Annotated in this window: 2 protein-coding genes and 1 tRNA gene; 2 read left to right on the plus strand and 1 reads right to left on the minus strand. The window is 42.6% G+C overall.

The features are described 5' to 3' along the window. Nucleotides 1-71: 71 nt before the first annotated feature. Complete coding sequence (locus F6K37_RS01470; protein WP_287247708.1) at nt 72-1,460, plus strand: AAA-like domain-containing protein; 1,389 nt, start codon at nt 72-74, stop codon at nt 1,458-1,460. Nucleotides 1,461-1,582: 122 nt separating this feature from the next. Here the strand turns inward: F6K37_RS01470 and F6K37_RS01475 are convergent. Further along, nucleotides 1,583-1,655: transfer RNA gene (locus F6K37_RS01475), tRNA-Ala, on the minus strand. A 455-nt stretch (nt 1,656-2,110) separates the two neighbouring features. On the opposite strand from F6K37_RS01475, the gene trhO reads away from it, so the two are divergent. Continuing rightward, complete coding sequence (gene trhO / locus F6K37_RS01480) at nt 2,111-2,944, plus strand: oxygen-dependent tRNA uridine(34) hydroxylase TrhO (protein WP_287247710.1); 834 nt, start codon at nt 2,111-2,113, stop codon at nt 2,942-2,944. The last annotated feature ends 444 nt before the right edge of the window (nt 2,945-3,388 follow it).

A 3,388-nucleotide genomic window follows, 5' to 3' on the forward strand; every position in this document is an offset into this window, starting at 1 on the left:
TGCACGGAAATTTTGGCAATTCTATGTCAAAGTAAAGCTAGTGTTTGGTGTGTTGGCTTTCAACCTAGTCAATGATGGCAGACGAAGCCCTAGCTGTTTTGGACACAATTTTGCCCGATTACTCCTTCAGTAACCTTCAAGAGACCGTCTTCTGTGAAGTTTGGGAAGGGAAGACTTACGCTGAGATTGCGGAAAGCTGCGGGTATGAGCATAGTTACATTAGAGATGTAGGATTCAAACTTTGGCAACGTCTCTCTGTGGCTCTCAAACAAAAAGTTACCAAAAGTAATGTCCGCTCAGTTTTGAGGCGGTACTCCCGAGCTCAGCTATCCTCTCTAGGGATTTATAGCTATCACGACAGGATCAAAACCAGCTTCGGGAATTCCCTATACCCTGCTCTGGTACCAGAGCTAGACTTTCCCAGTGGTCCGGTACCACTAAACTCCAATTTATACATCGAACGTCCTCCTATTGAAGCACTCACCTACGCAGAAGTTAGGAAACCAGGTAGCCTGATTCATATTAAAGGCCCCAGACAGAAAGGAAAGACTTCCCTAGTGCGAAGGATTGTAGCTTATGCTAAAAAACAGGGCTTTCGTACTGTTACTTTAAGTTTACACCGAGCTGATTCCCAAGTTTTCACCAACCTAGATAAGTTCTTACGTTGGTTTTGTGCCAACGTCAGTCGGCAATTGGGTTTATCCCTCCAACTCGATCACTATTGGGATTCTGAGATTGGCTCTAAGGTCAGTTGCACCACTTACTTTGAAGACTATTTGCTAGAGCAAGTCGATAGGCCAATCGTTATTGCTTTAGATGAAGTCAATCAAATTTTTGAGTATCCAGAACTTTCTAGGGATTTTCTGTCTTTGCTACGCTCTTGGTATGAGGATGCTAGGGAACTGGAAATTTGGCAAAACGTAAGATGGGTGATAGCTCATGCTACAGATGTATATGTGCCACTCAAACTTAATCAGTCTCCCTTTAATGTTGGCCTAGCCATTAAACTCCCAGAATTTACCAATGAACAAGTGCTAGACTTAGCCCAGCGTCATGGTTTGAATTGGGCAAAAGGTGACCAAGCTATGAAACGTCTTGCTCCTTTAGTGACTATGGTAGGTCGTTGTCCCAGTTTAATTCGTCTTGCCCTGTATCATCTCACCAAACAGGATCTTAGCTTAGAACAATTACTAGATGAAGCCCCAACTCAAACTGGAATTTATAGTAACTATTTGCGTTACTATTTAGCAGCTTTGTTACCGCATCCTGACCTACTCGCTGCTTTTAAGGAAGTAGTCATGGCAACAGAAAGTGTGGAATTAGAAGCACTAACTGCCTATAAATTGGAAAGCTTGGGTTTGATAAAAATTCGTGGGAATCGAGCCACATCTAGTTGCGAACTATATCGTCTATTTTTTAGAAATCAATTTCTGAATGGAATAAGAGTTAGTGGTTATTAGTGATTAGTTATGGTAAGCATTAAGCTATCAGCTATCAGCTATCAGCTATCAGCCATTAGCCTTTATTTTGTTTCTACTCTAAAGCCTACCCTAGCCACCAATCTACCAATAGATACATTTAGTGGAGGTAAGCGGACTCGAACCGCTGACATCCTGCTTGCAAAGCAGGCGCTCTACCAACTGAGCTATACCCCCAGGTAAATACAACTTAAGCTAAATCAAGCTTAGTTTATCAATCGCACTTTTGTTATTATACAACATCCAAGTGGAAAGTCAAGCAAGATAGCCAAAAAATTTTCCCATAGCACGATTTATCTGGCATGATTGTCAGGGGGGTAATGGCTAAAACCCTGATCCAATCAAGATTTTAGATTTAGCGATCGCGTAGCGTGGGCGTAGCGCAATCGCAATCGAGCATTTCTGCCATCCATTCAGATCAAAGCACCATTTACAACTGTCAGTTCAGGTAATCAGGTCATAGAGTAATCGGGTGATGGGCTATCACCAGTGACCGCAACAGTAAACCACAACAGTAATCTGACCATAGCAGGTTAGTGCGGGGTCTTACCATACGCCAATATAGTAAATAGTGAGGCACTTTACGACTCAGGACTCAAAACTCAGCACTCTTTTCACCCCTTAACCGGATCATGACCCAGGTAGTTGCAACATTTTACAAATTTGTCAGATTGCCAGACTTTGCCGATAAACGACCCTCCTTACTAGCCCATTGTCAAGCTCAAGGCATCACAGGAACGATTCTCCTCGCAGCAGAAGGCATAAATAGCACAATCGCAGGCTCCCGTCAAGCCATTGATTCAGTCCTAGCCTTTCTCCGTTCCGATCCCCGTCTGGCCGACCTAGAGCATAAAGAATCCTACACTGACTCCCCCCCATTCAACCGCCTCAAAGTCCGGTTAAAGAAAGAAATTGTCACCATCGGTTTGCCAGAGGTTGACCCCAATCAGAAGGTAGGTACTTATGTTAATCCCCAAGACTGGAATGCTCTAATTTCAGATCCAGACGTAGTCCTGATTGACACTCGCAATACCTATGAAGTAAATATCGGAACCTTCAAAGGTGCCCAAAATCCCCATACTGACTCATTCCGACAATTCCCTGATTATGTTCGCCACCACCTCGATTCCACCAAAGACAAAAAAGTAGCCCTGTTTTGTACAGGGGGTATTCGCTGTGAAAAAGCCTCATCCTTTATGTTGAGTCAGGGTTTTAAACAGGTCTATCATCTCAAAGGTGGCATTCTCAAGTATTTAGAACAAGTCCCAGAAGACGAAAGTTTATGGGAGGGGGAGTGCTTTGTCTTCGATCAACGGATTGCTCTCAAGCACAGCTTGGAAGCTGGAACCCACCATATGTGCTACGGTTGTGGAAATCCAATTTCCCAAGCTGATCTCAATTCCCCTAAATATATCAAAGGTATTTGTTGCCCTCACTGTTTTGATGATTTCATCAAGGAAGCTTAAGCATCAGCGGTCAGCGGTCAGCGGTCAGCGGTCAGCTGAAGTAACTAAGATTAAACCAATGCTTACCTGTTTGATTAAAAAGCACCTCAACTAGCCTGCGCCTAGCGCATTAGCTGATACGCGACACGCTGATAACTGATAACTGATAGCTGATACGCGACACGCTGATAGCTTCTTACCAAAAATTTTGGGTTTAAAGCCCCGTCCTTATAGGACGGCTTTTCTTTAAACTTTATCTTGACAATTTGTGATAGGTGTGCTATAAGAAAAATATAAACAATAAAGTAGAAGACTAGATAGATACTATCTAACAATAAGTAGACAACGTAAAAAATATGTATCAGATACATATTGCGTAATTTGGTCTAACGACTTAAACGTCTATGAAAAATTTAGATAAAAAAAGTACCTATCTATCTAATATAAAAAAAAGGTACGGTGGGG

Source organism: Moorena sp. SIO4E2, assembly GCF_010671945.1.
Lineage (GTDB): Bacteria > Cyanobacteriota > Cyanobacteriia > Cyanobacteriales > Coleofasciculaceae > Moorena > Moorena producens.

Bases quoted from the DNA above. Each gene is read 5' to 3' on its own strand.
- F6K37_RS01470 (WP_287247708.1), top strand. From the start codon at position 72: ATGATGGCAGACGAAGCCCTAGCTGTTTTGGACACAATTTTGCCCGAT.
- trhO (WP_287247710.1), top strand. From the start codon at position 2,111: ATGACCCAGGTAGTTGCAACATTTTACAAATTTGTCAGATTGCCAGAC.